Origin of the sequence: Kineosporia mesophila (genome assembly GCF_021129235.1) — a bacterium.
Taxonomy (GTDB): Bacteria; Actinomycetota; Actinomycetes; order Actinomycetales; family Kineosporiaceae; genus Kineosporia; species Kineosporia mesophila.
Genome location: NZ_JAJOMA010000022.1, coordinates 29,819 through 55,684, shown reverse-complemented (window position 1 = coordinate 55,684; position 25,866 = coordinate 29,819). Strand labels below are relative to the sequence as shown.

Here is a 25,866-nt window from a genome sequence, read left to right as displayed (position 1 = left end):
CCGCACCGTGGGGCCTGCACGGGTGACACCAGCCACCTTCTACTCTGTGCGCATGAGTGACTCCTCCCAGGCCAAGCTGGCTTCCGCCACCGTCGTGGTCACGGCCGGCCGGCCCGCGGGCACGCCGAACCAGCCGATGAACGTGCCGGTGGTGCTCACGTCCACCTACACCGCCTCCGACTTCTCGCCTCAGCCGGGTGATCTGGGGTACGGGCGGTGGGGCAACCCGACCTGGACCGCCCTGGAGGACGCGGTCGGGGCGCTGGAGGGCGGCCCGGCACTGGCTTTCGGCTCCGGCATGGCGGCCGTCTCGGCGGTGCTCAACCTGGTGCCCCTCGGCGGCACGGTGGTGGTACCCGACGCGCCCTATTCCGGAACCGCCCAGCTCGCCGGTGAACTCGCCGCCGCCGGCCGGCTCACCGTGCGCCCGGTACCGATGGCTGACACCGATGTCGTGGTGAGCGCCCTGGACGGGGCCGACCTGGTGATCCTGGAGAGCCCGACGAACCCCCTGATGGACGTCGCCGACCTGGCCACGATCATCGCCGCCGCCCGCGCCCGCAACGTCCTGACGGCGGTGGACAACACGTTCGCCACGCCCCTCCTGCAGCAACCGCTGTCACTCGGTGCACACATGGTGGTGCACTCCGCCACGAAGTACCTCAGCGGGCACAGCGATGTGCTCCTGGGAATCGTTGTCACGGCGCAGGAGTCACCCGAGCTCGAGCAGCGGCTGCACGGCCACCGCACGATCAACGGAGCCGTCCCCGGCCCGATGGAGGCGTGGCTGGCCCTGCGCGGCCTGCGCACCCTGGCCCTGCGGGTGGAGCGGGCGAGCGCGAACGCCGCCGAACTGGCCCGCCGGCTGGGCGATCACCCGGCCGTCGCGACGGTGCGGTACCCAGGCCGGCCCGGCCACCCGGGGCACGAGCTGGCGCGCACCCAGATGCGGGGTTTCGGGGCGATGCTCTCGATCGAGCTGAACGGCTCCGCGGAGCAGGCCGAGAAGGTCTGTGCCGCCACGCGACTGTGGATCCACACGACCAGCCTCGGCGGGGTGGAGTCCAGCCTGGAGCGCCGGCGCCGGCACGGGGGCGAATCAAAGCTGGTGCCCGAATCGCTGATCCGCCTGTCGGCGGGGATCGAGGACGTCGAGGACCTCTGGGCCGACCTGTCACAGGCCCTCGACGCCGCGGTCTAGCCCTTAGGCCAGTTCCGACTTCCGGGCCCGGGAGAGCAGGCTCCCGGCCAGCTCGGACAGCGGGACCTCGCCGTTCACCACACCGGTCACCGCCTCGGCGATCGGCATGTCGACACCGTGTTCGCGGGCCAGACCCAGGATCGCGCCGGTGCTCTTCACCCCCTCGGCGGTGCGGTTGGTGATGGCCACGACCTCGTCGACGGTCATGCCCTGCCCCAGGTGCACGCCGAAGGTGCGGTTGCGGGACAGCGGCGAGGCGCAGGTCGCGACCAGGTCGCCCATCCCGGCCAGACCCGCGAACGTGGCCGGCTCGGCACCGAGAGCGACCCCCAGGCGGGTGATCTCGGCCAGGCCCCGGGTGATGATCGAGGCCTTCGAGTTGTCGCCCAGGCCCATGCCCTCGACCATGCCCACGGCCAGCGCGATCACGTTCTTCACGGCGCCGGACAGTTCCACGCCGATCACGTCGTGGTTGGTGTAAGGCCGGAAGTAGGGGGCGGAGCAGGCCGCCGCGACCTGCTCGGCGGTGTCGTGGTCGGTGCAGGCGACCACGGTGGCGGTGGGCTGGCGGGCGGCGATCTCGGCGGCCAGGTTCGGGCCGGACACCACGGCATTTCGTTCCGGGCCGATCTCCAGGACCTCGCCGATGACCTCGCTCATCCGCTTCAGGGTGCCTTTTTCGACGCCCTTCATCAGGCTGACCGTGACGGCCGAGGGCCCGATCAGGGGCTTCCAGACGGCCAGGTTGGTGCGCAGGGTCTGCGCCGGCACCGCCAGCACCACGATGTCGGCACCGTCCAGCGCGACCGCCGGGTCGGGGTCGGCCGTGACCGTGTGCGGCAACTCCAGCCCCGGCAGGTAGTCGGGGTTCTCGTGCCGTCCGGCGATCGCCTCGCACACCTGTGGGCGGCGGCCCCACATCGTCACCTTGGAGCCGGCATCCGCGAGCACCACGGCGAACGTGGTCCCCCAGGATCCGGTGCCCATCACCGCGACGCGACTCATCGTCCTGACCTCTTCCGCTTCTGCTGTTTCGGTTGTTTCGGGTTGGGATTGCCGTACCAGGTGGTCCCGCCGGCACGCGGGTCGTACCGCTGTGGGGGCGCCGTCTCGCCCCGGATCTCCTCCAGCAGCGCCGTCAGCTCGTTCATCATCTGCCCGGTCGCCTCGTCCAGCACGGCCACGGTGACCGGCTGCCCGGCGAACCGGCTGAGGTCCACGGGAGGCCCGGCACTCACCCACACGGTGTGCCGGGGCACCAGGTGAAAGCGCTTGGAGTAGGCCGGGAGGATCTCCTGGGCACCCCATTGCGCGATCGGGACCAGGGGCGCGCCCGTCTCCAGGGCCACCCGGACCGCGCCGGTCCGGCCGCGCATCGGCCACTGGCCCGGGTCCCGCGTCAGCGTGCCCTCCGGGTAGAACGAGACGCACTCGCCGGCCCGGACCGCGACCACCGCCGCCGAGTAGGCTGCGCCGGCGTCGTTCGTCTCGCGGTAGACCGGGATCTGCCCGGCGCCGCGCACGAGCCGCCCGAGCAGCGGCAGCCGGAACACGCTCTCCTTCGCCAGGAAGCGCGGCAGCCGGCCGCGCTCGTAGACGAAGTGCCCGAAGGTGAACGGATCGACGTAGGAGATGTGGTTGGTCACCGTGATCACCCCGCCGGTGACCGGAAGATTCCCGGCCCCCTGCCAGTTCCTCTTCGTCGTCAGCAGGAGGGCCGGTTTCAGCACGATCACGGCCAGCCGGTACCAGCCGCCGATCCTCCGCCGACTCACCAGAGTGCCACCTTCCGATTCCGAGACCTCTGCATCCGGGACATCAGCGCATGCATCGACGCGACGCCATCAGACCATCTTGCCGTCCCCACGCCCTCCCGCCGACCGCCGGGGAGCGCGGACATCATGATTGAGGACGACGCCCGCACCACCCGTCCTGAGGTCACCGGGGTTTCGGGGCGGCCCGGGCGGGCCTGGACCCTGGTGCTGCCGTTCAAGGGCGGCCCGAACGCCAAGTCGCGGCTGGCCGCGCCCCCCGGTCTGGCCGGCGCGATCGCCCTGGACTGCCTGGACGCGGTACTGGCCGCGCAGCGGGTCGCGCAGGTCGTCGTGGTCACCGCGGATTCCTCTCTGGCACAGTCTGCCTCGGCCGCCGGCGCGACCGTGCGGAACGAGTCCCGGCCCGGGGCGGGGCTGCTCGCGGCCATCACCGACGGCCTGGACGGGCTCCAGGGGCCCTGTGCGGTCCTGCTGGGCGACCTCCCGGCCCTGAAGCCAGCGGACCTCGACCAGGCGCTCCAGGGGGCCTGGGAGGCGCTGGCAACGACAAGCGATCGTTCCGGCATGGTCTTCGTCCCGGACGCGGACGACATCGGCACGGTCCTCCTGGCCGCCACCGACCCCTCGGCGCTGCGTCCCTCGTTCGGTCCGGAGTCGGCCCGCCGGCACGCCGAGTCCGGCGCCCGGCGGCTGGATCTGGACCTCCCGGCCCTGCGTCGCGACGTGGACACCCAGGCCGACCTGGCGGTGGCCCGGCAGCTCGGCCTCGGCCGGCGGACGAGGGCAGCGCTCGACCCGAACTGAAACTCGGCGAACTCTTTGCTCGTCCCGCATTGACTACGCTGATCCGGTGCAGGCCACCGTGTACCGCTACGACGCCGAGACCGGCTCCGGATCCGTCCTCACTGACTCCGGCGACGTGCTGCCCTTCACCGCCCGGGCGCTGGAGCCCAGCGGGCTGCGGCATCTGCGCCCTGGTCAGCGGCTTTCCGCCGTCCGCGAGGGCGACGAGATCGTCAGCCTGAGGCTGGGCACGATCGGTTCGGCCGACCACCCGGACGCGAGCTGAGCCGCGTCCTCAAGCCCGTGAACAAAACATCCCCGCCGGGCCGACCGGCCCGGCGGGGACGTTCGGATCTGGAGATATTAGCGCTCGTAGTTCGCGCCGAGCATCTGCAGCTTCTGCTCGAAGTGCTCGTAACCACGGTCGATCAGGCCGATCCCGCGGACCCGCGAGGTGCCCTCGGCGGCCAGGGCCGCGATCAGGTGGCTGAACCCGCCGCGCAGGTCAGGGACCGTGATGTCGGCGCCGTGCAGCTTGGCCGGACCCGAGATGACCGCTGAGTGCATGAAGTTCCGGCGGCCGAAGCGGCACGGCCGGCCACCCAGGCACTCCCGGTAGAGCTGGATCTGGGCGCCCATCTGGCTGAGCGCGTGGGTGAAGCCCAGCCGGTTCTCGTAGACCGTCTCGTGCACGATGCTCAGGCCGCTGGCCTGGGTCAGGGCCACGACCAGGGGCTGCTGCCAGTCGGTCGCGAAGCCCGGGTGCACGTCGGTCTCGAGCACCAGCGAGTTCAGCTCACCGCCGGGGTGGCTGAACCGGATGCCGTCGTCGCCGATGTCGAGCAGGCCACCGACCTTCCGGAACACGTTCAGGAACGTCATCATCTCCTGCTGGCGGGCGCCCAGCACGGTGATGTCGCCCTTGGTCGCCAGCGCGGCGCTGGCCCAGGACGCGGCCTCGATCCGGTCGGGCATCGCCCGGTGGGTGAAACCGCCGAGCCGGTCGACGCCTTCGATCCGGATCGCCCGGTCGGTGTCGACGCTGATGATGGCGCCCATCTTCTGCAGCACCGCGATCAGGTCCATGATCTCGGGCTCGATGGCCGCGTTGGTGAGCTCGGTGACGCCCTCGGCGAGCACGCTCGTCAGCAGCACCTGCTCGGTGGTGCCGACGCTCGGGTACTCCAGCTTGAGTTTCGTGCCCTGGAGCCGCCGCGGGGCGCGGATGGCGATTCCGTTCGGCTCCTTCTCGACCACCGCACCGAATTGCCGCAGCACATCCATGTGGTAATTGATCGGACGGTCACCGATCCGGCACCCACCGAGATCGGGAATGAATGCCTCTCCCAGCCGGTGAAGCAGAGGACCGCAGAAAAGAATGGGGATACGGCTGGAACCCGCGTGCGCGTCGATGTCGGCGACGTGCGCCTGAATGACATTGCTCGGGTCGAGACGGAGTTCGCCCTCGGGGCCGGGAATCTCCTCGACATGAACTCCGTGGAGTTCCAGAAGCCCGCTGACGACCCCGACGTCGCGGATCTGCGGAACGTTACGCAGCACGCTCGGCTCGTCACCGAGGAGTGCGGCCACCATGGCCTTGGAAACCAGGTTCTTGGCGCCCCTGACCTGGATGCTGCCGACCAGCGGGGTGCCGCCGTGCACGGTGAGTACGTCGTTCATGAAGGACATCGTGGACCACGTCGGGCCAGGTACCAATTCCAGCCCCGACAAGACCTCATGTGCGTAGCGTCGGCCCAGGCCGGCCGGGACTGAAGTCCGGAGACCCACCGAGTCGTCCCAGCCGTCAAAACAGCCACGTGGCGGGCGTCCCGGCGTTCAGCCGGAGCACCCGCCACGTGTGGAGGGGTGGTGCTGCTGTGGTGCTGTTCGGTGCGGGTACCGCGCGAGCGAGCTCAGGCGGTGGTGCTGCGACGACGCGTGGTGGTGCGCTTCGCGGCGGTCGGGGCCGGGGTCTTGGCGGCCGCGGTGCTGCGGGAAGCCGTGGTGGCGGTCTTCTTCGCGGCGGTCTTGCGGGCCGTGGTGGTCTTGGCCGCGGTGGTCTTCGCCGCCGTGGTCTTGGCCGGGGCAGCCTTCGTGGCCGGGGCCTTCTTGGCGACGGGAGCCTTGGTCGCGGTCTTCTTCGCGGCCACGGTGGTCTTCGCCGGAGCGGCCTTGGTGGCCGTGGTCTTCTTGGCGGCCGTGGTCTTCGCGGCCGTCGTCTTGGCGGCGGTGGTCTTCGCGGCCGTGGTCTTCGCCGGAGCAGCCTTGGTGGCCGTGGTCTTCTTCGCGGCCGTGGTCTTCGTGGCGCGGGTGGGGGTGGCGGCCTTGGCGGCAGCGGCCACGCCACGCGTGGTGGCGGCGCGGGTCGAACCGGCAACCGGCTTCGGCAGGGTGCGCGGCTCGGCGACGTACGCCTTGAACGAGGTGCCGGCGCGGAAACGCGGGACCGAGGTCTTCTTGATGCGGACCTTCTCGCCGGTACGCGGGTTACGGCCGGTACGAGCGTTGCGGACGGCCTTCTCGAAGGAGCCGAAACCGCTGATGGTCACCTTCTCGCCACGGACGACGGCGCGGGTGATGGTGTCGATCACGGCGTCCAGGGCGTCGGCGGCGGACTGACGGCCACCGAGGCGCTCCTGGAGAATCTCAACGATATCTGCCTTGTTCACTTTCAATCCTCCGGTACTTGGGATCGAGCGGACAGCCCGATGGAAGATGAAGGTAAACGCACTCCGGCCTATAAATCCAATACAGAGTGAGGTTTTGTCGTTGTGTCTCAAGGCAAAACCGGCCCGCAAACGGCCCTCGGCGGCCCCCGTACGGCCCCTTCCGGAACCGTGCAAGAACCGCCGAGTTTAACGAAATTCATTACCTCAGAAGGTTTTCCAGTAATGAATTGTGATTCCGCTTGACTGCCGGAGGGGGCTCAGCGGGCCGGAAGAGTGGTCGGCAGAAAGTGTGGCCGATTCGACTCGAAAGCAGTCACCGCATCGACGTGCCGGAGGGTCAGCCCGATGTCGTCGAGCCCCTCCAGGAGCCGCCAGCGGGTGTAGTCGTCGACCTCGAACCCCACCGTCAGGTCACCGCAGACGGCGGTGCGGGCGGTCAGATCGACCGTCACCTCAGTGCCCGGGCGGCTTTCCAGCGCCGTCCAGAGCTTCTCGATGTCGGCCTGCTCGACGATCCCCGCGAGCAGTCCCGCCTTTCCCGAGTTCCCCCGGAAGATGTCGGCGAAGCGGGAGGAGAGAACTACCCGGAAGCCGTAGTCGTTGAGAGCCCAGACGGCGTGTTCCCGGGAGGATCCGGTGCCGAAGTCGGGGCCCGCGACGAGCACCGAACCGGCCTTGTAGGCCTCCTGGTTCAGGACGAACGCGGGGTCCTGGCGCCAGGCGGCGAACAGCCCGTCCTCGAAACCCGTGCGCGTCACCCGCTTGAGGTACACCGCCGGGATGATCTGGTCGGTGTCGACGTTCGAGCGGCGCAGCGGGACGCCGACCCCGGTGTGGGTGCTGAATTTCTCCATGGTTTTCGCTGTTCCTTCGATGTGAAGTCTTGAGTGGACCGCGTGAACCGCCGAAACTACTTTCAGCGGCCGGTGGAAGCGCCCTGCTGCGACGAGACCTCGAGGCCGGGTCCGCCCGGGCCGGTGGCGGGCTCCAGGTCGGACGGTGAGGAGAGGGTTCCGCGCACCGCGGTGGCCGCGGCCACGGCCGGCGAGACCAGGTGCGTGCGGCCGCCCTTTCCCTGCCGTCCCTCGAAGTTCCGGTTGGAGGTGGAGGCGCTGCGCTCACCGGGCGCCAGCTGGTCGGGATTCATGCCCAGGCACATCGAGCAGCCGGCCTGACGCCATTCCGCGCCGAACGCCGTGAACACCTGGTCCAGCCCCTCGGACTCGGCCTGCAACCGCACCCGCGCCGAACCGGGCACGACCAGAACCCGCACCGAGTCCGCCTTCTGCCGACCGTTCACGACCGCGGCGGCGGTGCGCAGGTCCTCGATGCGGCCGTTGGTGCAGGAGCCGATGAACACCGTGTCGACCGCGATCTCACGCAGCGGGGTGCCCGCGGTGAGGTCCATGTAGGTGAGCGCGCGCTCGGCGGCCTGGCGGGCGTCCGGGTCGGCGATGGCCGCCGGGTCCGGGACCGAGGCCGAGAGCGGAGAGCCCTGACCGGGATTCGTACCCCAGGTGACGAACGGTTCCAGGTCGGGGGCGGAGAGGTGAACCTCGGTGTCGAAGGTGGCGTCGTCGTCGGTGCGCAGGGTGCGCCAGTACTCGACCGCGGCGTCCCAGTCCTCGCCCTCGGCCGCGTGCCGGCGGCCCTTCACATAGTCGAACGTGATGTCGTCGGGGGCGATCATGCCCGCCCGGGCGCCCGCCTCGATCGACATGTTGCAGATCGTCATCCGGGCTTCCATCGACAGCGCCCGGATGGCCGAACCCCGGTACTCCAGCACGTAGCCCTGGCCACCGCCGGTACCGATCTTCGCGATCACCGCGAGAATGATGTCCTTGGCACTGGTTCCGGACGGCAGATCGCCGTCCACGTTGATCGCCATCGTCCTGAACGGCTTCAGCGGCAGCGTCTGGGTGGCCATGACGTGCTCCACCTCGCTGGTGCCGATACCGAAAGCCAGAGCCCCGAAGGCGCCGTGGGTGGAGGTGTGCGAATCTCCGCAGACCACGGTCATACCCGGCTGGGTGAGCCCCAGCTGCGGGCCGACCACGTGCACGATGCCCTGGTCGATATCCCCCAGCGGGTGCAGCCGGACACCGAACTCGGCGCAGTTCTTGCGCAGCGTCTCGATCTGGGTGCGGCTGACCGGGTCGGCGATCGGCTGGTCGATGTTGAGGGTCGGGGTGTTGTGATCCTCGGTGGCGATGGTGAGATCGAGGCGGCGGATCGGCCGGCCCGCCAGACGCAGACCGTCGAACGCCTGCGGGCTGGTGACCTCGTGCAGCAGGTGGAGATCGATGTAGAGCAGGTCGGGTTCGCCGTTCTCGCCGGCGCGCACCACGTGCGCTTCCCAGACCTTCTCCGCCAGAGTGCGGCCCACGCTGATCATCCTCCATCCGGGACAGAACCCGTTCGGCTGTTTCACGGGCACCGTTGTCGGCACCCGGCGGTTCCCAGCGATTCCCGGTCTCCGCGGCCCCCGCGCGGACACCGGACTTGCGTCTCGCTTCGTGAGACGCCAGTATCGCTCCATGGACAAGAGTAGCGGAGTCGGCGTCCTGGACAAGGCAGCCGTGCTGCTCGACGCCCTGGAGGCGGGGCCGGCGACACTGGCCCAGCTGGTGACCGCGACCGGGCTCGCCCGGCCGACCGCGCACCGCCTGGCCGTCGCACTGGAGCATCACCGGCTCGTTGGCCGTGACCTGCAGGGGCGTTTCGTGCTCGGGCCACGTCTGGGTGAACTCGCCGCCGCGGCCGGGGAAGACAGGCTGCTGGCCGCCGCCGGGCCGGTTCTCTCGGCGCTGCGCGACCACACCGGCGAGAGCGCCCAGCTGTTCCGCCGGCAGGGGGATCAGCGCATCTGTGTGGCCGCCGCCGAAAGGCCGGTCGGTCTGCGTGATTCCATCCCGGTCGGATCGGCACTCTCGATGCACGCCGGATCGGCCGCGCAGACACTGCTCGCCTGGGAGGAGCCGGATCGCCTGCACCGTGGGCTGAACGGCGCCAAGTTCACCGCCAGCACCCTGTCGGCCGTGCGCCGTCGCGGGTGGGCCCAGAGCATCGCCGAGCGGGAGCCGGGGGTCGCGTCGGTCTCCGCACCGGTGCGGGGCCCGTCCGGCCGGGTGGTGGCCGCGGTCTCGATCTCGGGCCCCATCGAGCGTTTCACCCGTCAGCCGGGGCGGCAGCACGCCACCGCCGTGGTGGCCGCGGCCGGGCGGCTGACCGAGGTGCTGCGCCGCGGGCAGATCCAGGCCTAGCCGAAAAGCCTTTGAAGCAAACGGAACGAGCCCGTCACCCCGGATCGGGGTGACGGGCTCGTCGGCGTTCGGGTGGGGCGTGGGTCAGGAAGCCCCGGCCTCGCCGCTGAACTCGGCCGCCTCGTCCTGCGCGGACGTGATCAGCGCGTCGACCGTGATGTCGCCGTTGCTGTCGTCGATCAGGCGACGCAGCAGCACCAGCTCGATGCGAGCCAGGTCGGGCTCGTCGAGCTGCTCGAGCACCTCGGCGACCGACGCGTCGTCGCCGAGCACCGAGCGCACCAGGGCCTGCGCGGCGTTCTCGTCGATCGCGACGGGGGTCTGGGCGTAGGGCACGGCGGCGGCCGCGACGAAAGCCGGCACGTCGGCCTGCGGGCCGGACAGGCTGCGTTCGACAGCGTTGTAGAAGGCCGCGCCGACAACCTCGCCGAAAGCGTTCCAGCCGTGCTCGTCCAGGGACTTGGTCTGCTCGAAGTAGGCGTTCAGATCGCCCACCAGCAGCTCCCGAACCGTTTGGCCGATCTGGGCCGTCATGAGCTTTACCTCCATCGATCGGTGGCGCCGCCGCGGCGACGCTCCACCCCCGAGCATCCTTGGGTTCTCGCAGGTCGGCGAGAGATTACCGGACATGAAGACTGGCCCTCGACCAGAAGAGGTCGAGGGCCATCTCTCATGTAGCCCCGACGGGATTCGAACCCGCGCTACCGCCTTGAGAGGGCGACGTGCTAGGCCACTACACAACGGGGCCATGCTGACCAGGTCAGCTATTCGATTCTAGCCGACTGCTTGGCTGTTCACCGAATCGGTCTGACCAGCCCTAAAAGTGGTTTTTAGTCCGACTTTTCGGCGATCTCACCGCGCTGGGGTACCAGGACTCGAACCTAGACTAACTGTACCAGAAACAGTCGTGCTGCCAATTACACCATACCCCATGGTAGGTATTCACCCGACGGGAAGATCATCGTCTTGCGCTTCAGATCTTTCCGGTGGTCGAGCACCCACCGAGAACATTAGCGGTCCGCGGGCGATGGCCCAAATCCGGATTCCCGAACGTCGCGCGCGACCCGACCCCCAGACCCTCACCCCCTCCCGAAAACACGCGCCCAGAAACCGAATCTTGATTTCCCGGCCTTCGGAATCGCCCCGGCGATGCACCCAGCAGGGTGACACCCGCCCCCTTCCGGAGCGGTCGAACGCTCCGGAAGCACCGCCCCACCCCGGCAGGCGCCGCCGGAGAACCAGAAGCTGCGCGCCCTGGCGGACGACGTCCTGACGGCTCGCGTGGTCGGCGCCCTGCGGTGGGACCGAGGACCGGAGCGGACCAGAGCGTGGTGGGACCGGCGACCAGAGCAGATCGTCAGCATCTCCAAAGCCCGGCCTCCGCCAGTGACGAAGCCGGCGGCCCACCGCAACGAGCCTTGCCCTCGTCCCCGCTTGCCACATTCCGCCCGGCCCCCTGTCTCCGCCGTCCCCCTGATCGGTCGCCGTGTCGTACCCGCCACCTCGATGCCGCCACCTCGTCCGCGACCCTGCGATCCCCGTCGTCCCCTCCCCGTCGTCCCCTGCCGCCTCCCCCTTCGTGATGCGACCAGCGCCACATCCAAAAGCCCACGAGCACCCGCCCCGGCCCCTAGGGCCACCCCGCCAACCCACTCCCCACCGTCCCAAATGCGACCAGCGCCACACTGGCCAAACCCGCCATCACCCTCCGGAAGGCCGGGCGGGCGTCCGGATTCGAGATGAATCCGTGACGCATCGGTCGCACGTCACACTTCCGGGTCGGCGAGCGGTCGAACCGTCAGGAGCCGAAGCACTCCTGAGCACGCGGACACCTACCCGAACGGGACGTAGGTCACCCCCAGCCACAGAACTTTCCACTACTTTGGGTCATCCCTTGGAACTCCGCGCCGCACGGACCAAGGCCTTCGTGCATCGCCGGGGCGACGGAATGTGTCCGACATCTCCAGACGGCGAAATGACTATGGGTAAGGTGTCGACTACAGATTTCGTCCGGACTTCCGCTCTTGGCGTATCGGCGATTCAGCTACGCTCCAGTTCAGGGGGCGTGATCACCGGGGGACGGGGATGTTCACAGTTCAAGCACTGCATTTCAGGTGTGGCGGAAAGCTGGAGACGACCTGATGACGCGCGCGCCCATGACCTCACGCGATGCCGTCGGGGCAGTCCTCACGCCGGCTCGTGGTCGCGCGTGCCCGCACGACCCCGGTTGCAGGGGGTGACGAATGGCGGTCTCGGGCATCCGGCTCTTCGAACTGTCCCCGCTGGCTCTCCTTCCGAGCCCCGGGCACACCGACACGCGTACCCGACCGAAGGCCCCCCGGGCCACGTCGCTGCGGATCATCGCCGTCAGTCTGCTGCTGGTGGCCTTCGGCGCGCTGCTGTGGCTGTGCCCCGTCACCCAGGAGATGGGCGCCCGGGGGCGCCTGCTGCGTCTGGACTGGTGGACGGTGGCCGCCCTGGCCGCCGCCTGCGAGATCGTGGTGCAGATGGTGCAGGTCAATGGTCATCGGCAGGTCCGCGCCATCTCGATGAACGAGATCGCCACCGTGCTGGGCCTGTTCTTCGCCACCCCGGGCGGCTTCGTCACCGGCCGGCTCCTCGGGGTGCTCGTGGCTCTGGTGCTGTGGCGCCGGCAGGGCCCGGTCAAGGTGTTCTTCAACGGCTCGATGCTGTTCGCCGAGTCGATGCTGGCGCTGCTGCTGTTCAACCTGATCCGTGGCTCGGACGTCCACATCGACCCCCGGGCCTGGGCCGCCGCGCTGGTCGCGACCATCTGCGGCGGGCTGCTCTCGGCGGTCGCGGTGACCGTGGTGATCGCGGTGGTCGACGGCGAGACCAAACGCCGTGACTTCCTGCTCGAGGCCGGCCGGGGCGCCACCACCTCGGCCTGGGTCACCTGCATCGCCCTGGTCGCGGTGCACGCGCTCGACGCCGACAGCCGGGCCGCCGTGCCCCTGGCGGTCTCGATGGTGCTGCTGCTCATCGCCTACCGCAGCTACTGCAGCCTGTCCGAGCGGCACCTGAGCCTGGAGCGGCTCTACCGGTTCAGCCACGCGGTGAGCAGCACTCCCGAGGTGAACGAGATCCTCACCGGGGTGCTCCAGCACGCCCGCGAGGTGCTGCGGGCCGACTACGCCGAGATCGTCTTCGTCTCCTCCGAGGCCGGGCACCAGCCGCTGCGCATCGACAGCCGGGGCTCCAACGGCAAGCTGCGCCGCGTGCGGCTGAGCGACGAGGCCGCGAACGACCCGAGCTGGGCCGGGGTCTTCGGCAGCGGCGGCCCCCTGCTCATCCCCCGCGGCGACCGCAGCCACCGCAACCTGCTCGCCGACCGCGACCTGCGCGACGCCGTGCTGGTGCCGCTGCGGGGTGAGGCGGGCATCGTCGGCACGATCCTGGTCGGCGACCGGATCAGCGATGTGCGCTCGTTCGACACCGACGACGTGCAGTTGCTGATGACCGTGGCCAACCACGCCAGCATGGCTCTGCAGAACGGCCAGCTGGTCGACCGGCTCAAGCACGACGCCCTGCACGACAAGCTCACCGGCCTGCCGAACCGCAACCTGCTGCAGGAAGAGATGCTGCAGGCCATCCAGGAGATGCGCGAGGACCGCTCCCCCGGCCTGGCCGTGCTCAACCTCGACCTGGTCAACTTCAAGCAGGTCAACGACACCTTCGGGCTGGCCCTCGGCGATCTGCTGCTCCAGCAGGTGGGCCGGCGGCTGCACGACCGGCTGGCCGGGCGCGGTGTGCTGGCCCGCACCGGCGGCGACGAGTTCACCGTGCTGCTGCCGGCGGTCGACTCGGTGGCCGCGTCCCTCGAGATCGCCGCCCAGTTGCGCTGCGGGCTGGAGAAACCGGTCAGTATCCAGGGGGTGGACGTCGAGGTCGGTGTCTCGATCGGGATCGCCGTCGCGCCGCTGCACGGGGCCGACGGGCACACGCTACTGAAACGGGCCGACGCGGCGATGTACTACGCCAAGAACTCCGGCTCGGGTCTGCACGTGTACGACAAAGGGCTCGACGCCAACGAGACCCCCGAGCGCCTGGCCCTGACCGCCGAGCTCCGGCAGGGCATCTCGGCCGGGCAGCTCGAGGTCTACGTGCAGCCGCAGGCCAGCCTGCGCACCGGGATGGTGCTCGGGGTGGAGGCCCTGGTGCGCTGGCGTCACCCCCGGCACGGGCTGCTCTTCCCCGACACCTTCATCCCCCTGGCCGAACGCAACGGCCTGATCCCGCAACTCACCGACGCTGTGCTGGAGCAGGCCGTGGCCGCGTGCGGGCGCTGGCGGCGAGCGGGTCACCGGCTCACCGTGAGCGTGAACCTCTCCGCCCGCAGCAATCTCAACGAGAAGCTGATCGAGAACGTGCAGCAACTGCTGAACCGGCACGGGGTCCCGGCGAAAGCGCTGACGCTGGAGATCACCGAGAGCTCGGTGATCCGTGACCCGGCCCGCACCCGGATCGTGCTCGATCAGCTGCACGCGCTCGGAGTGGGTCTGTCCATCGACGATTTCGGCACCGGCTACTCGTCGCTGTCCTACCTGCGCCAGCTCCCGGTGCAGGAGGTGAAGATCGACAAGAGCTTCGTGATGAACATGCTGGCCGAGCCGAATGACGCCGCGATCGTGCGCTCCATCGTCGATCTCGGTACCAACCTCGACCTGGCGGTGGTGGCCGAGGGCGTGGAAGACGCCGCCACCCGGGCCGAGCTACAGCGCATGGGCTGCACGAACATGCAGGGCTTCTACCTGGCCGCCCCGATGCCCCTGGCCGGCTTCATGGACTGGCTCGCGGCGCGCGAAGGGCATCTCGCCGAGGCACGCTGACCTGACCGGCCAACAGAATTGAAGACGCGTACGGGCCCCCTTGGGTGCCCGTACGCGTCTTCAATGGTGAACCGAACGAAAGAACCTCAGTCGCGCGAGACCACGGGATTGCTCAGCACACCCATGCCCTCGATCTCGATTTCGACCCGGTCACCGGCCACGATCGGGCCGACCCCGGCCGGGGTGCCGGTGAGGATGATGTCGCCGGGCAGCAGCGTGAACGCGGCCGAGACGTAGGCGACGATCTCAGGGATCTTGTGGATCAGCTGCGAGGTGCTGCCGTCCTGCTTGACCTCACCGTTCACCCGGGTGGTGAGCCTCAGGTCGGTGGCGTCGGTGTCGAGCACCAGGTAGGGGCCGATCGGGCAGAACGTGTCGAAGCCCTTGGCGCGCGCCCACTGCTTGTCGGACTTCTGCAGGTCGCGGGCGGTGACGTCGTTCGCGATCGTGTAGCCGAGGATGACCTCGTTGACGCGCTCGACCGGCACCTCCTTGCAGAGCTTGCCGATGACGATGGCCAGCTCGCCTTCGTAGTGCACGTTCGTCGACTGACGCGGCAGCACGATCGGGTCGCCCGGGCCGATCACCGAGGTGTTCGGCTTGAAGAACAGCAGCGGCTCTTCCGGCGGGGCCTCGCCCGGGGTGGCGGCCATCTCGGCCACGTGGTCGGCGTAGTTCTTGCCGACCGCGACCACCTTGCTGCGCGGGATGACCGGTGCGAGCAACCGCACCGCGTCGTCGAACCTGACCTTCTCCCCGGTCATCTGGACCGTCTGGTAGAGCGGATCGCCACTGATGACGTGCAGGAAGCCGTTGCCCTGCCCGCCCTCCACGATCGCGTACCTGGGGTCTTCGCCGGTGGTGAATCTCGCGATGAGCACGCCCCTGACCTTATGTCATTACCGAAGGGGAGATACTGGACGGCGTGACGAGGGCGGGTGGGACGACGATCAGCAGCCAGGTTCTGGCCGAGGCCGAGTGGCAGCCTCTGGCGCAGCAGCACGAGGAGCGTGCCGACGCCCTCACCCAGGGCCGCCGCGAGCGCCGGGCCACGCACACCAAGCACGCCATCGAGGACTTCCTCTACGAGTACTACTCCACGCGTCCCTCGACCTTGCGGCGCTGGCACCCGGGCGTCGGAATCCGTCTCCAGGGCGAGACCCCGCACGAGAAGTGGCGCTGGTACACGAAGGCCGAGGCGGGCACGGTCGGATTCGATGCGGCCCGGTTCATGGACGAGCGCGGCGACTCGGTGCGGTTCATCCACCGGCTGCTCACGAACATCAGCGGCCGGCCCACCTTCACCGGCTGTTTCGGCCTGCACGAGTGGGCGATGGTCTACCGGCAGGGCGAACATCGGCATCCGCTCCCCCTGCGGCTGGGCCAGGCCGGCACCGACGAAGTGGTCGAGGCGCACCCGATCCGCTGCTCCCACTTCGACGCGTTCCGCTTCTTCACCCCCGAGGCCGTGGGCCTGAACCGGCTCCAGCCCACCCGTGAGACCCAGGTCGAGCTGGATCAGCCGGGCTGCCTGCACGCCTCGATGGACGGGCACAAGTGGGCCATGAAGCTCGGCCCGGCCGTGCCCGGAGGCCTGGCCCTGGACTGCTTCCAGCTGGCACTCGACATCCGGCTGCTCGACATGAAGGCCTCCCCCTACGACCTCACCCCGTACGGAGAGTCCGCAGTGAAGATCGAGACCCCCGAGGGGAAGGCCGAGTACGTCGCCCGGCAACGCGAATTCGCCGAACGTTCCCAGGCGCTCCGGGCCCGGCTGATCGTCGTCCTGGACGGCCTGATCAGCTTCGCCTGAGGCCGGTGGGGTTGGAGTCACCTAGTTAACCAACCGGTTGACCAGCGAGTACGCCGAACGTGCCGTGTGTTCCGCGGACGGCGACGGGCCTGCGTCCTCGACCCTGGGACGTATGAATACGAGAAGGCTCACGTATCTCGGTCGCGTCCGCACTGCCGCCGGCGCTGCGGTGATCGGCACGGCCCTGCTCGCTTCCCCCGCACTCGCCGGGGGACTCTCCGCCGCGACGACGTCGACCCCCGCGCCGGTGAAGGCGGCCTCGGCCAGGAAGGCGCTGTCGACCGTCGGCCTGCCCACCGGCTTCCGGCCCGAGGGCATCACGTCCGGCCCCCGACGCACCTTCTTCGCCGGATCCGTGGCCGACGGCCGCATCTGGACCGGCAGCCTGAAGACCGGGGCCGGGCAGCAGCTCACGGCCGGGGTGTCCGGGCGGTCGCTGCGGGGTCTGCAGTGGGACCAGCGCTCCCACCTGCTCTGGGCCGCGGGGCAGGACGGCTCCCAGGGCATCGTGCTGGCTGTCGACGCCACCTCCGGGGCGGTGGAGCACCGGATCGAGGTGCCCGGGTCGGTGTTCCTGAACGACCTGGTGATCGAGCCGAACGCGGTGTGGGTCACCGATTCCCGCGTGGACCGGCTGACCCGCATCGATCTGCGGCCCGCAACCGGGCACCCCACCGGCCAGACGAACTTCATCACGCTGAAGGGTGCCTGGCCGGCGACCACCACGGGTAACGGCGCGAACGGCATCGACACCCTGTGGGACGGCACGCTGCTGCTGAACAACAGCACGCACGGCGGCATCTACACCGTCGACCCGCACACCGGCGAGACGAAGAACATCCTGGTCAAGCGCGGTCCGGGGATCACCGGTGGCGACGGCCTGGAGCGTAAGGGCCACACCCTGTTCGTGGTCCGCGGCAACAGCAGCAACGCGGTCGAGGCCCTGAAGCTGCACCACAACCGCAACGGCTGGCGCGCCACCTGGCGCAAGACGCTGACCTCGCCGCAGCTCGACGTGCCGAGCACGGCGACCTTCGTCAACCACACCCTATGGGCCGTGAACGCCCGCTTCGGCGTGGCCGATCCGGCGACGGCGAGCTATCAGGTCGTGCCGCTGGGCAAGAAGGTGATGAGCGGTATCGCGCCGCTGTAGACCACTGAAACCAAAATTGAGGACGTGGTTGCCCACCTGGCAACCACGTCCTCAATTTTCGCTCTACACCCGCGACGCCACACCCATCGACGACAGCCCGTACACGAAACTCTCCAGCAGGGCCTGCCAGCTGGCCTCGATCATGTTCGGCCCGACCCCCACGGTCTGCCAGACCGACCCGGCGCCGGTGGTCTCCACCAGCACCCGGGTGACCGCGTCCGTGGCCGATTGCCCGTCGAGGATGCGGACCTTGAAGTCGGTCAGCTTCATCCGGTCCAGCTCCGGATAGACCGGCAGCAGCGCCTGGCGCAGCACCCGGTCGAGGGCGCTGACCGGGCCGTTCCCCTCCGCCGTGGCGACCACGCGGTTCCCGCCCGCGGTCAGTTTCACCGTCGCCTCACACACCGCCTCACCGGTGGCACCGCGGAATTCGGTGATCACGCGCCAGCTCTCGACCTCGCAGAACACCGGCCGGGCCCCGTGCACCGCCTCGGTCAGCAGCAGCGAGAACGACGCGTCGGCGGCCTCGAACGTGTAACCCCGGGCCTCCAGGTGCTTCACCCGCCCGGTCACCTCGCCCAGCAGTTCCCGGTCGCTGGACAGGTCGAAACCCAGCTCCTTGCCCTTCAGCTCGATCGACGCCCGCCCGGCCATGTCCGAGACCAGCATGCGCATGTCGTTGCCCACGGCCGCGGGGTCGATGTGCTGGTAGAGGTCGGGGTCGACCTTGATCGCGCTGGCGTGCAGACCCGCCTTGTGCGCGAACGCCGAGGCCCCCACGTAGGGCTGGCGCTGGTACGGCGACACGTTGGCGATCTCGTTGACCGCGTGCGCGATCCGAGTGATGTCCTGGATGCGGCCCTCGGGCAGCACCCGGCGGCCGAGTTTCAGCTCCAGGTCGGCGAGAACGGTGACGAGGTCGGCGTTCCCGGTGCGCTCGCCGTACCCGTTCAGCGTGCCCTGCACCTGGATCACCCCGGCGTCGACGGCGGCCAGCGAGTTCGCGACCGCACAACCGGTGTCGTTGTGGCAGTGGATGCCCAGTGCGGCACCCGATTCCGTGCGCACGTCGTGCACGATGTCGGCGATCTGGGGCGGCAGCATGCCGCCGTTGGTGTCGCACAGCACGATCGCCTCGGCGCCGGCCTGCGCCGCGGCCCGCACGACCTCCAGCGCGTAACCCCGGTCGAAGGCGTACCCGTCGAAGAAGTGCTCGGCATCGAGGAACACGCGGCGCCCCTGTTCGCGCAGGTGGTGCACGGTCTCGGTGACCATGGCCAGGTTCTCCTCGGCGGTGGTGCGCAGAGCCCGCTCCACGTGCCGGATGTCGCTCTTGGCCACCAGCGTGATCGCCGGGGCGAGCGAGTCGATCAGGGCCTGCACCTGCGGGTCGTCGTGCACGGCCACGCCCGCCTTACGGGTGGCGCCGAAGGCCGTGAGAACCGCCTGCTTGAGGTTCAGCTCGGTCGCGGCCCGGCGGAAGAACTCGGTGTCCTTCGGAATCGCCCCCGGCCAGCCACCTTCGATGAATCCGACACCCAGTTCGTCCAGATGCCCGGCGATCGCCAGCTTGTCCTGCACCGAGAGGCTGAGCCCCTCCTGCTGGGCGCCGTCGCGCAGAGTGGTGTCGTACACCTGGAACGTGGTGTCCATCGTTGATCGCCTCTGGTCGTGGGTGCTGGATTTCATGAAAGCCGCATGAAAAAAGACCCCTCGCGGATGCGAGAGGTCTGCGCGTCGACGGTGCCCTGGGCCCTAGGCGATGTCGACGCGCCTGCGAATAATCACGCTGGTGCTGTACATGGTGACGCCGATTCTGCCACACCCGGCGGTGAACGGTCCGGGAACCTCTCAAAATTGAGGACGAGGTGGGCACCTCGGGTGCCCGCCTCGTCTTCAATTCCCGAAAAGTCAGGCCAGCTGCCGCATCCAGCCGTGGGTGTCCTCGGCCCGGCCGTACTGGATGTCGAGCAGGGACTGGCGGATCTTCATCGCGACCTCGCCGGTCGGGATCTCGAGTTCGCCACCCTCCCAGGCCAGAGCGCCCAGCGGGGTGATGACCGCGGCGGTGCCACAGGCGAAGACCTCGGTGATCTCGCCCGAGGCCACACCCGCACGCCACTCGTCGATGCTGATCGGGCGCTCCTCGACCTTGAGGCCGAGCTCGCCGGCCAGGGTGAGGATGGACGAGCGGGTGATGCCCTCGAGGATCGTGCCGGAGACGGTCGGCGTGACCAGCGTTCCGTCTTTCGTCACGAAGTAGATGTTCATGCCGCCGAGTTCCTCGACCCACCGGTGCTCGGCCGCGTCGAGGAAGCAGACCTGCTCGCAGCCGTGGGCCTCGGCCTCGAGCTGCGCCGCCAGACCGGCCGCGTAGTTGCCGCCGCACTTGGCCGCACCCGTGCCACCGAGCGCGGCGCGGGTGTAGGTGCTCGAGAGCCAGATGCTCACCGGCTTGACCCCGCCGGAGAAGTACGGGCCGACCGGCGAGGCGATGAGCAGGTAGCGCACCGTCTTGCTCGGCCGCACGCCCAGGAAGCTCTCCGACGCGTACATGAACGGCCGCAGGTACAGGCTGCTCTCACCGCTGGCGTGGTCGGGCACCCAGGCCTGGTCGGTCTTGACCAGCAGGTCGATGCTCGCCAGGAAGTCTTCTTCCGGCAACTCGGGCAGAGCCAGCCGGCGGGCCGACCTCGCCAGCCGGGCCGCGTTGGCCTCCGGGCGGAACGACCAGACCGAGCCGTCGGCGTGACGGTAGGCCTTGAGCCCTTCGAAGATCTCCTGCGCGTAGTGCAAAACAGCCGCGGCCGGGTCCATCTGGATCGGGCCGTAGGGGATCAGGCCGGCGTCGTGCCAGCCCTCGCCGTGCGTCCAGTCGATGGACACCATGTGGTCGGTGAAGAACTTACCGAAGCCCGGCTGAGCGTGGATCTGCGCGCGCCGTTCGGGGGTGGCGGGCGTGGGGTTCAGCGTGGTGCTGAACTTGAGGTCGGTGGTGTCGTTCATCGCGATGCTCCCTCGCAGACCGGCCCGGCGAATGGGCCGGAAAGAATCTGTTGACGACGGTAGCAGCGGAGAAAGCACGGGACGGGGTGCCCGTCGGAGGTGCCGGCTTTCTTGCGGCAACCGTCCGGACGTGAGAACGCGGACGGCCGGTCGGGGATTCACCCGACCGGCCGTGTGGCGTGATGGGTCAGGCGAGACGCGAGGCGATGGCCTCGCCGATCTCCGACGTGGTGCGTACTCGGTCGCCGCGCTCGACGAGGTCTTCGGCCACGGCCGACTCGACCTTCTGGGCGGCCTTGTCCAGACCGAGGTGCTCCAGCAGCATCGCCACGGACAGCACGGTGGCGGTGGGGTCGGCCTTCTGCTGACCGGCGATGTCGGGGGCGGAGCCGTGGACGGGCTCGAACATGCTGGGCGCCGCGCTGCGGTCGGGGTTGATGTTGCCCGACGCGGCCAGGCCGATGCCTCCGGCGATGGCGCCCGCGATGTCGGTGATGATGTCGCCGAAGAGGTTGTCGGTGACGATCACGTCGAAGCGGCCCGGGTTCTGCACCATGAAGATGGTGGCGGCGTCGACGTGCAGGTAGTCGGTGGTGACCTCGGGGAACTCGGCGTTGACCGCTTCCACCGTGCGACGCCAGAGGTGACCGGCGTGGGTGAGCACGTTGTGCTTGTGCACCAGGGTGAGGTGCCCCCGCGGACGGGCGGCGGCGCGGGTGAACGCGTCACGTACCACCCGCTCGATGCCGAACGCGGTGTTGATGCTGACCTCGGTGGCGATCTCGTGCGGCGTACCCGTGCGCACCGCGCCGCCGTTACCGACGTACGGACCCTCGGTGCCCTCGCGGACCACGACGAAGTCGAGCCCGTTCTCGAGGACGTGGGGGGCCAGGGGCGAGGTGACGCCCGGGTACAGCCGCGCCGGCCGCAGGTTCACGTAGTGGTCGAGCGCGAACCGCAGGCGCAGCAGGAGGCCCCGCTCCAGAACACCGCTCGGCACGGCGGGGTCGCCGATCGCGCCGAGCAGGATGACATCGTGCTGCCGGATCTCGGCCAGCACGGAGTCGGGCAGTGTCTCGCCGTTCTTGTGCCAACGGCGAGCACCGAGGTCGTACTCGGTGGTCTCGAAGGACACCTCGGAACCGACCGCGGCGTTCAGGACCTTCAGTCCCTCGCTCACCACCTCCGGGCCGATTCCGTCACCAGGGATGACGGCCAGCCGGACGGATGTGGGTGCGGTCGAGGTGCTCATGCGGCCGATCGTACTCCTTGAGTCCGGATGGCGGTCATTGAGTCTCGGTATGTGGACAGAATTTCTCGGGCCGCGCAGAGGACGAGGTGGCTGGCTCCGGGCGAGTTTCGCCTGGCCCGCGGAGCCCACCTCAATAAGGTGATCACCATGGGATTCAGGATGGACGCCGTCGGTGTGGTCGTCGCCGACATCCAGAAGTCGACCGCCTTCTACCAGCGCCTGGGCGCCTCTTTCGGGCCCGGCGGCCACGAGGGGACCGTGCTCGCCGACCTCGGCGGCTTCAAGCTGCTGCTCTACACCGAGGCCCTGTTCCGCGAGCTGAACTGGGACATCGACCCGGACGCCCCGCGCACCGGCGTCACCCTGGCCGTGGGCTGCGACTCCACCACCGACCTGGACGAGCTCTACACCTGGCTGGACGAGGACGGTTTCGGCTTCCGCGAACCCCTCGACGCCCCCTGGGGCCGGCGGGTGGCCACGGTGCAGGACCCGGACGGAACCCACATCGACCTCTACGCCCCCCTGACCTGAGCCGGTGAGCGTCCGGTGAGGACGAGCGTCCCCCATTTCCGGGTCCGGAAGGCCGGGGCGGCCTCCGGGCACCCGAAAGCCCCCGGTGCTTCTCAGCGGCCGGGGGCTTTCGGGGGTGCTACCGGAGTCAGCGGCCGGCGCTGCCCTCGACGTAGTCCGAGTCGGTGCTCTTGACCCAGCTCATCAGCTTGCGCAGGTCGCGGCCGGTGGCCTCGATCGGGTGCTGCTCACCCTTGGCGCGCAGGGCCTTGAACTCCGGGGCGCCGGCGTCCTGGTCGTCGATGAACCGCTGGGCGAACGCGCCGGACGTGATGTCGGCGAGAACGGCCTGCATGTTCTCCTTGACCTTCTCGTCGATGACGCGCGGGCCGGACACGTAGTCGCCGTACTCGGCCGTGTCGGAGACGCTCCAGCGCTGCTTGGCGATGCCGCCCTCGTACATCAGGTCGACGATCAGCTTGAGCTCGTGCAGGCACTCGAAGTACGCGACCTCGGGCTGGTAGCCCGCCTCGGTCAGCGTCTCGAAGCCGTACTGGACCAGCTGCGACATGCCGCCGCAGAGCACGGCCTGCTCACCGAACAGGTCGGTCTCGGTCTCCTCGGTGAAGGTGGTCTTGATACCGCCGGCGCGCAGGCCGCCGATCGCCTTCGCGTAGGAGAGCGCCAGGTCCCAGGCCTTGCCCGTGGCGTCGGTCTCGACCGCCACGATCACCGGGACGCCCCGGCCGTCGACGTACTCGCGGCGCACCAGGTGGCCGGGGCCCTTCGGGGCGACCATGCAGACGTCCACGCCGGCCGGCGGGGTGATGTAGCCGAAGCGGATGTTGAAGCCGTGGCCGAAGAACAGCGCGTCGCCCTCGGCCAGGTGCGGCTCGATGGACTCGGTGTACACGTGACGCTGAATGTGGTCGGGCGTGAGCAGCATGACCACGTTGGCCTCCTGCACGGCCTCGGCGACGCTGAGCACGCGCAGGCCCTCGGCCTCGGCCTTCGCCCGGCTCTTGCTGCCCTCGGCCAGGCCGACGCGGACGTCGACACCGGAGTCGCGCAGGCTGAGCGCGTGGGCGTGACCCTGGCTGCCGTAACCGATCACGGCGACGGCCTTGCCGGCGATCACGGACAGGTCGGCGTCGTCGTCGTAGTACATCTTTGCTGCCACGGTGCTAGTTCTCCTTATTGAGGGTGGTAAACGAATAACAGGGTCGAGGTTAGGCGCTGCGCAGAGCCCGGTCGGTGATGGACCGGTTGCCGCGGCCGATGCCGATCAGGCCCGACTGCGACAGCTCGCGGATGCCGAACGGCTCGAGCACCTTGAGGAAGGCGGCGAGCTTGTCCGGGCTGCCGGTGGCCTCGATCGTCACCGCGTCGGGAGCGACGTCGACGACGTGGCCCCGGAACAGCTCGACGGTCTCGAGCACGTGGCTACGGGTCGCGGAATCGGCGCGGACCTTGACCAGGAGCATTTCGCGCTGGACCGAGGCACCCGGCTCCAGCTCGACGATCTTGATCACGTTGATCAGCTTGTTGAGCTGCTTGGTGACCTGCTCCAGGGGCAGCTCGTCGACGTCCACCACGACGGTCATCCGGCTGATGCCGGAGTGCTCGGTCGGGCCGACCGCCAGGGAGTGGATGTTGAACCCACGCCGGGCGAACAGGCCCGCGACCCGGGTGAGCACGCCCGGCCGGTCCTCGACCAGCACGGAGAGAGTGTGCTTCTGCGTCACTGTTGTCGTCCTCAGGCTTCGCTGTCGAATTCCGGGCGGGTGTCCCGGGCGATCTGGATCAGGTCGTTGCTGACCCCGGACGGGACCATCGGCCAGACCATCGCGTCCCGGTGCACGACGAAGTCGATGATGACCGGGACGTCGTTGATCTCCATCGCCTTCTCGATCGTCGCGTCGACGTCTTCCGGCGTCTCGCAGCGCAGGCCGACGCAGCCGTAGGCCTCCGCCAGCTTGACGAAGTCGGGGATCCGGCTGCCGACCGAGGTGTGCAGGTCGGTGTTGGAGTAGCGCCCGTCGTAGAACAGGTTCTGCCACTGCCGGACCATGCCCAGGCTGGAGTTGTTGATGACGGCGACCTTGATCGGGATCTGGTTGATCACGCAGGTGGCCAGTTCCTGATTGGTCATCTGGAAGCAGCCGTCGCCGTCGATGGCCCAGACCACGGTGTCCGGGAGGCCGGCCTTGGCCCCCATCGCCGCGGGCACGGCGAAGCCCATCGTGCCCGCACCGCCGGAGTTGATCCAGGTGTGCGGGTTCTCGTACTTGATGAACTGCGAGGCCCACATCTGGTGCTGGCCGACACCGGCCACGTAGATCGATTCCGGGCCGGAGATCTCGCCGATCCGGGCGATCACGTGCTGGGGTGAGACCTCACCCTCCGGCGCCGGGGCGTGGCCCAGCGGGAAGGCCTCGCGCCAGCCGTCCAGCTGCGCCCACCAGGTGGTCAGGTCGGCGCGGCGGCCGGCCTGGTGCTCCGCCGCGACGGCCACGGTCAGCTCGGCGATGACCTCCCTGGCGTCACCCACGATGGGCACGTCGGCCAGCCGGTTCTTACCGATCTCGGCCGGGTCGATGTCCGCGTGCACGACCTTGGCGTGCGGCGCGAACGAGTCCAGGTTGCCGGTGACCCGGTCGTCGAACCGCGCGCCCAGGCTGACGATCAGGTCGGCCTTCTGCAACGCGGTGACGGCGGCGACGGTGCCGTGCATGCCCGGCATGCCCAGGTTCTGCTGGTGCGAGTCGGGCAGCGCGCCCAGCGCCATCAGGGTGGTGACGACGGGGGCGCCGGTCTCCTCGGTCAGCCGGCGCAGTTCCTCGCTGGCGTGCGCCTTGAGCACACCGCCACCGACGTAGAGCACCGGGCGGGTCGAGGAGGTGAGCAGCCGGGCGGCTTCCCGGATCTGCTTGTTGTGGGGCCGGGTGACGGCCCGGTAGCCGGGCAGGTCGAGCTTCGGCGGCCAGGAGAAGGTGGTCTGCGCCTGGAGGATGTCTTTCGGCACGTCCACCAGCACCGGGCCGGGCCGGCCGGTGCCCGCGATGTGGAACGCCTCGGCGATCGCGCGCGGGATGTCCGCGGCGTCGGCGATCAGCATGTTGTGCTTCGTGATCGGCATGGTGATGCCGACGATGTCCGCCTCCTGGAACCCGTCGGTCCCGATCAGCTTGCTGTTGACCTGACCGGTGATGGCCACCATCGGGACCGAGTCCATGTAGGCGTCCGCGATCGCCGTGACCAGGTTGGTCGCACCCGGCCCGGAGGTGGCCATGCAGACCCCGACCTTGCCGGTGGCCTGCGCGTAGCCCTCCGCCGCGTGCCCGGCTCCCTGCTCGTGGCGCACCAGGATGTGGCGGATCTTGGTGGAGTCCATCAAGGGGTCGTAGAGCGGAAGGATCGCCCCGCCCGGAAGCCCGAAAACCGTCTCTACGCCGACCGACTCCAGCGAGCGGACGAGGCTCTGGGCCCCGGTCATCGGCTCGGCGACGACCGGGGTGGCGGTGGCGCGGGGTGCGCCGGAGGGCTCGGTGCGGGACTGGCCGGGCATCAGGGGGTTCCTTCGCTCGTCGG

At 69.3% G+C, this 25,866-nt stretch carries 22 protein-coding genes and 2 tRNA genes; 8 read left to right on the top strand and 16 right to left on the bottom strand.

Translation table 11 applies throughout. The features are described from left to right. Nucleotides 1–52 precede the first annotated feature (52 nt). A complete protein-coding gene (locus LR393_RS26285; protein ID WP_231487396.1) occupies nt 53–1,201 on the top strand; it encodes a trans-sulfuration enzyme family protein in 1,149 nt (382 codons plus the stop codon). 3 nt (nt 1,202–1,204) lie between these two features. Here the strand turns inward: LR393_RS26285 and LR393_RS26280 are convergent, their stop codons facing one another. Beyond that, entirely contained in the window at nt 1,205–2,206 is a 1,002-nt protein-coding gene (locus LR393_RS26280) for an NAD(P)H-dependent glycerol-3-phosphate dehydrogenase (RefSeq protein ID WP_231487395.1), read from the bottom strand. After that, the gene (locus LR393_RS26275) at nt 2,203–2,976 is read right to left on the bottom strand and encodes a lysophospholipid acyltransferase family protein (protein WP_231487394.1); all 774 of its coding nucleotides are present in this window, start codon (nt 2,974–2,976) and stop codon (nt 2,203–2,205) included. The genes LR393_RS26280 and LR393_RS26275 overlap by 4 nt, the downstream gene beginning before the upstream one ends. A 126-nt stretch (nt 2,977–3,102) precedes the next feature. Here LR393_RS26275 and cofC point away from each other — a divergent pair, with 126 nt between their 5' ends. Together cofC and LR393_RS26265 are read left to right on the top strand one after the other, a co-directional pair. Continuing rightward, the gene (cofC, locus tag LR393_RS26270) at nt 3,103–3,780 is read left to right on the top strand and encodes a 2-phospho-L-lactate guanylyltransferase (RefSeq protein ID WP_231487393.1); all 678 of its coding nucleotides are present in this window, start codon (nt 3,103–3,105) and stop codon (nt 3,778–3,780) included. A 46-nt stretch (nt 3,781–3,826) separates the two neighbouring features. Further along, nucleotides 3,827–4,045 carry a hypothetical protein gene (locus LR393_RS26265; protein ID WP_231487392.1) on the top strand — a complete coding sequence of 73 codons (219 nt, stop codon included), beginning with the start codon at nt 3,827–3,829 and terminating at the stop codon, nt 4,043–4,045. 77 nt (nt 4,046–4,122) lie between these two features. Here LR393_RS26265 and murA read toward each other — a convergent pair whose 3' ends face one another. The 4 genes from murA to leuC form a co-directional block, all read right to left on the bottom strand. Continuing rightward, nucleotides 4,123–5,439 carry a UDP-N-acetylglucosamine 1-carboxyvinyltransferase gene (gene murA, locus LR393_RS26260; RefSeq protein ID WP_231487391.1) on the bottom strand — a complete coding sequence of 439 codons (1,317 nt, stop codon included), beginning with the start codon at nt 5,437–5,439 and terminating at the stop codon, nt 4,123–4,125. A 233-nt stretch (nt 5,440–5,672) separates the two neighbouring features. Next, nucleotides 5,673–6,428: an HU family DNA-binding protein gene (locus tag LR393_RS26255; RefSeq protein WP_231487390.1), complete on the bottom strand. Its 756-nt coding sequence runs from the start codon at nt 6,426–6,428 to the stop codon at nt 5,673–5,675. 257 nt (nt 6,429–6,685) lie between these two features. Next, the gene (gene leuD, locus LR393_RS26250) at nt 6,686–7,282 is read right to left on the bottom strand and encodes a 3-isopropylmalate dehydratase small subunit (protein ID WP_231487389.1); all 597 of its coding nucleotides are present in this window, start codon (nt 7,280–7,282) and stop codon (nt 6,686–6,688) included. Nucleotides 7,283–7,344: 62 nt separating this feature from the next. Continuing rightward, nucleotides 7,345–8,814, bottom strand: a complete 1,470-nt coding sequence (gene leuC / locus LR393_RS26245; RefSeq protein ID WP_231487388.1) for a 3-isopropylmalate dehydratase large subunit — start codon at nt 8,812–8,814, stop codon at nt 7,345–7,347. Between the two features lie 151 nt (nt 8,815–8,965). Between leuC and LR393_RS26240 the strand changes: the two genes are divergently transcribed. Continuing rightward, nucleotides 8,966–9,691: an IclR family transcriptional regulator gene (locus tag LR393_RS26240; RefSeq protein ID WP_231487387.1), complete on the top strand. Its 726-nt coding sequence runs from the start codon at nt 8,966–8,968 to the stop codon at nt 9,689–9,691. 84 nt (nt 9,692–9,775) lie between these two features. Here the strand turns inward: LR393_RS26240 and LR393_RS26235 are convergent, their stop codons facing one another. The 3 genes from LR393_RS26235 to LR393_RS26225 form a co-directional block, all read right to left on the bottom strand. Beyond that, nucleotides 9,776–10,225 carry a hypothetical protein gene (locus tag LR393_RS26235; protein WP_231487386.1) on the bottom strand — a complete coding sequence of 150 codons (450 nt, stop codon included), beginning with the start codon at nt 10,223–10,225 and terminating at the stop codon, nt 9,776–9,778. Between the two features lie 141 nt (nt 10,226–10,366). After that, nucleotides 10,367–10,439 (bottom strand) — tRNA-Glu (locus LR393_RS26230). A gap of 112 nt (nt 10,440–10,551) precedes the next feature. Next, nucleotides 10,552–10,623: transfer RNA gene (locus LR393_RS26225), tRNA-Gln, on the bottom strand. 1,311 nt (nt 10,624–11,934) lie between these two features. Here LR393_RS26225 and LR393_RS26220 point away from each other — a divergent pair. Continuing rightward, a complete protein-coding gene (locus tag LR393_RS26220) occupies nt 11,935–14,541 on the top strand; it encodes a putative bifunctional diguanylate cyclase/phosphodiesterase (RefSeq protein WP_231487385.1) in 2,607 nt (868 codons plus the stop codon). A gap of 86 nt (nt 14,542–14,627) precedes the next feature. Here the strand turns inward: LR393_RS26220 and LR393_RS26215 are convergent, their stop codons facing one another. Further along, nucleotides 14,628–15,422: a fumarylacetoacetate hydrolase family protein gene (locus LR393_RS26215; protein WP_231487384.1), complete on the bottom strand. Its 795-nt coding sequence runs from the start codon at nt 15,420–15,422 to the stop codon at nt 14,628–14,630. A gap of 44 nt (nt 15,423–15,466) precedes the next feature. Between LR393_RS26215 and LR393_RS26210 the strand changes: the two genes are divergently transcribed. Together LR393_RS26210 and LR393_RS26205 are read left to right on the top strand one after the other, a co-directional pair. Then, nucleotides 15,467–16,354 carry a 3-methyladenine DNA glycosylase gene (locus LR393_RS26210; protein WP_231487383.1) on the top strand — a complete coding sequence of 296 codons (888 nt, stop codon included), beginning with the start codon at nt 15,467–15,469 and terminating at the stop codon, nt 16,352–16,354. Between the two features lie 112 nt (nt 16,355–16,466). Next, nucleotides 16,467–17,507, top strand: a complete 1,041-nt coding sequence (locus LR393_RS26205) for an NHL repeat-containing protein (protein WP_231487382.1) — start codon at nt 16,467–16,469, stop codon at nt 17,505–17,507. 63 nt (nt 17,508–17,570) lie between these two features. Here the strand turns inward: LR393_RS26205 and cimA are convergent, their stop codons facing one another. The 3 genes from cimA to LR393_RS26190 form a co-directional block, all read right to left on the bottom strand. Beyond that, nucleotides 17,571–19,160: a citramalate synthase gene (cimA, locus tag LR393_RS26200; RefSeq protein ID WP_231487381.1), complete on the bottom strand. Its 1,590-nt coding sequence runs from the start codon at nt 19,158–19,160 to the stop codon at nt 17,571–17,573. Between the two features lie 258 nt (nt 19,161–19,418). Continuing rightward, on the bottom strand, nt 19,419–20,513 hold the full coding sequence (locus LR393_RS26195; RefSeq protein WP_231487380.1) for a branched-chain amino acid aminotransferase: 1,095 nt from the start codon (nt 20,511–20,513) through the stop codon (nt 19,419–19,421). Between the two features lie 187 nt (nt 20,514–20,700). Beyond that, nucleotides 20,701–21,765, bottom strand: a complete 1,065-nt coding sequence (locus LR393_RS26190) for a 3-isopropylmalate dehydrogenase (protein WP_231487379.1) — start codon at nt 21,763–21,765, stop codon at nt 20,701–20,703. Between the two features lie 147 nt (nt 21,766–21,912). Between LR393_RS26190 and LR393_RS26185 the strand changes: the two genes are divergently transcribed. Then, the gene (locus tag LR393_RS26185) at nt 21,913–22,296 is read left to right on the top strand and encodes a VOC family protein (protein ID WP_231487378.1); all 384 of its coding nucleotides are present in this window, start codon (nt 21,913–21,915) and stop codon (nt 22,294–22,296) included. Nucleotides 22,297–22,423: 127 nt separating this feature from the next. Here LR393_RS26185 and ilvC read toward each other — a convergent pair whose 3' ends face one another. From ilvC to LR393_RS26170, 3 genes are read right to left on the bottom strand one after another with little or no spacing between them, the layout of a single operon-like run. Further along, nucleotides 22,424–23,455, bottom strand: a complete 1,032-nt coding sequence (gene ilvC / locus LR393_RS26180; RefSeq protein ID WP_231487377.1) for a ketol-acid reductoisomerase — start codon at nt 23,453–23,455, stop codon at nt 22,424–22,426. 49 nt (nt 23,456–23,504) lie between these two features. Next, a complete protein-coding gene (gene ilvN, locus LR393_RS26175) occupies nt 23,505–24,020 on the bottom strand; it encodes an acetolactate synthase small subunit (RefSeq protein ID WP_231487376.1) in 516 nt (171 codons plus the stop codon). Nucleotides 24,021–24,031: 11 nt separating this feature from the next. Then, complete coding sequence (locus tag LR393_RS26170; protein WP_231487375.1) at nt 24,032–25,843, bottom strand: acetolactate synthase large subunit; 1,812 nt, start codon at nt 25,841–25,843, stop codon at nt 24,032–24,034. Between the last annotated feature and the right edge of the window lie 23 nt (nt 25,844–25,866).

Excerpts from the sequence above, each read along its gene's own strand:
- LR393_RS26285 (WP_231487396.1), top strand. The coding sequence starts at position 53 with ATGAGTGACTCCTCCCAGGCCAAGCTGGCTTCCGCCACCGTCGTGGTC.
- LR393_RS26280 (WP_231487395.1), bottom strand. The coding sequence starts at position 2,206 with ATGAGTCGCGTCGCGGTGATGGGCACCGGATCCTGGGGGACCACGTTC.
- cofC (WP_231487393.1), top strand. The coding sequence starts at position 3,103 with ATGATTGAGGACGACGCCCGCACCACCCGTCCTGAGGTCACCGGGGTT.
- murA (WP_231487391.1), bottom strand. The coding sequence starts at position 5,439 with ATGAACGACGTACTCACCGTGCACGGCGGCACCCCGCTGGTCGGCAGC.
- leuD (WP_231487389.1), bottom strand. The coding sequence starts at position 7,282 with ATGGAGAAATTCAGCACCCACACCGGGGTCGGCGTCCCGCTGCGCCGC.
- LR393_RS26240 (WP_231487387.1), top strand. The coding sequence starts at position 8,966 with ATGGACAAGAGTAGCGGAGTCGGCGTCCTGGACAAGGCAGCCGTGCTG.
- LR393_RS26235 (WP_231487386.1), bottom strand. The coding sequence starts at position 10,225 with ATGACGGCCCAGATCGGCCAAACGGTTCGGGAGCTGCTGGTGGGCGAT.
- LR393_RS26220 (WP_231487385.1), top strand. The coding sequence starts at position 11,935 with ATGGCGGTCTCGGGCATCCGGCTCTTCGAACTGTCCCCGCTGGCTCTC.
- LR393_RS26205 (WP_231487382.1), top strand. The coding sequence starts at position 16,467 with ATGAATACGAGAAGGCTCACGTATCTCGGTCGCGTCCGCACTGCCGCC.
- cimA (WP_231487381.1), bottom strand. The coding sequence starts at position 19,160 with ATGGACACCACGTTCCAGGTGTACGACACCACTCTGCGCGACGGCGCC.
- LR393_RS26195 (WP_231487380.1), bottom strand. The coding sequence starts at position 20,513 with ATGAACGACACCACCGACCTCAAGTTCAGCACCACGCTGAACCCCACG.
- LR393_RS26190 (WP_231487379.1), bottom strand. The coding sequence starts at position 21,765 with ATGAGCACCTCGACCGCACCCACATCCGTCCGGCTGGCCGTCATCCCT.
- LR393_RS26185 (WP_231487378.1), top strand. The coding sequence starts at position 21,913 with ATGGGATTCAGGATGGACGCCGTCGGTGTGGTCGTCGCCGACATCCAG.
- LR393_RS26170 (WP_231487375.1), bottom strand. The coding sequence starts at position 25,843 with ATGCCCGGCCAGTCCCGCACCGAGCCCTCCGGCGCACCCCGCGCCACC.